This window comes from Actinosynnema sp. NPDC023658, assembly GCF_040639995.1.
Lineage (GTDB): Bacteria > Actinomycetota > Actinomycetes > Mycobacteriales > Pseudonocardiaceae > Actinosynnema.
Map to the genome: position 1 here is coordinate 388 of NZ_JBFAAX010001104.1, position 1,358 is coordinate 1,745.

1 protein-coding gene and 1 CRISPR repeat array are annotated in these 1,358 nt (G+C 68.7%); the gene reads left to right on the plus strand.

Going from position 1 to position 1,358, the window contains the following annotated elements:
• Positions 1-25 precede the first annotated feature (25 nt).
• A CRISPR array of direct repeats spans positions 26-298; the repeat unit is 28 nt; unit sequence GGAGCAACCCCGCGTGCGCGGGGAAGAC.
• Between the two features lie 318 nt (positions 299-616).
• Positions 617-1,358 (plus strand): adenosylhomocysteinase (locus tag AB0G02_RS38540; protein ID WP_360804960.1); only part of this gene is annotated, 742 nt, incomplete at its 3' end.

Below are 1,358 nucleotides of genomic sequence, written 5' to 3' on the forward strand. Positions count from 1 at the left end.
CCTTCCTTCCGGATCGGGCCGAGCAGGAACACCCCCGCGTGCGCGGGGAAGACGATCTGGCACCACGCAAGCCAGTGGTAGTCCCACGGAGCAACCCCGCGTGCGCGGGGAAGACCGCAGGACCGACCCGGATCTGCCGATGGACGACGGAGCAACCCCGCGTGCGCGGGGAAGACGGAAGGAGGTCGACGTGAGGCGACGCCGCGAACGGAGCAACCCCGCGTGCGCCGGGAAGACAATCGCAGCGACCTGGGGAAGCGCAAGCGGCCGGGAGCAACCCCGCGTGCGCGGGGAAGACACTTCTTGACCAGCCGATTTAGCACCTCAACAGTCTGTTCTGCATCGGTTTGCTGTGATCGGAGGGCTGTATCGTAGCGGTGAGCCGGTGCGGTCGTGGGGGGGGGCCCCCCCCCCCCCCGGCAAATAAATGGGAATAAATGTGCGGCATACGGGTGGTCGTGCGGACCTGAACTTGCGTCGGTGGGAAGCGGGGCAGACGATCGGGCGGTGGCACACGAGGTCGTTCCGGGGGCGTAGCGGGAGCATGATGAGCGGCAATTCTGACCGTACTGCGGAAGTGATCTCCTGGGTCGACCGCGACATGCCGGTGATGCGAATGCTCCGTGAACGCTTCGGCTCGGAGAGACCGCTTGCCGGGCACCGGCTGTCGGCCAACGTGCACTTGCTGGCCTCGACCGTCCCGCTGTTGCTGGCGCTGCGCGACGCCGGCGCCGACCTGGCGGTGTGCGGGTCGAACCCCATGTCGACCGACTCCGGTGTCGCGCGGTGGCTCGGTGACCACGGTATGACCGTGTTCGCTCCGGGCGCGGACGACCTCGAAGACGACCACGCGCGTTTGCTGGCCGTGTTGGACCACCACCCGCACGTCGTGCTCGACGAGGCGGACGGGCTTCTCGGACTCCTGCACGCCGAGCGCGAGGAACTGGTGCCGAGCGTCCTCGGCGCGTCGGTGCACACCCTCACCGGTGTCCGGCGTCTGCACCGCTTCGCGGATCAGGGACGTCTGCGCTTCCCGGTGATCGGGATCGACGGCAGTCCGATCAAGCAGCTCTTCGACAACGAGATGGGCACGGCGCAGAGCACGCTCGACGCGATCACCCGCCTGGTCAACCCGCTGGACTGCGGGTCGGTCGTCGTGGTGGCGGGTTTCGGCGCGTGCGGGCGGGGGATAGCGAAGGCGCTCGCCCGCCGGGGAGCCGACGTCATCGTCACCGAGGTCGACCCGGTGCGTGCGCTCTGGGCGGCGACATCCGGCTTCCGGGTCATGCCCGCGGATGAGGCCGCCGCGTTGGGGGAGTTGTTCATCACCGCGACCGGGACCATCAACGTCCTCACCG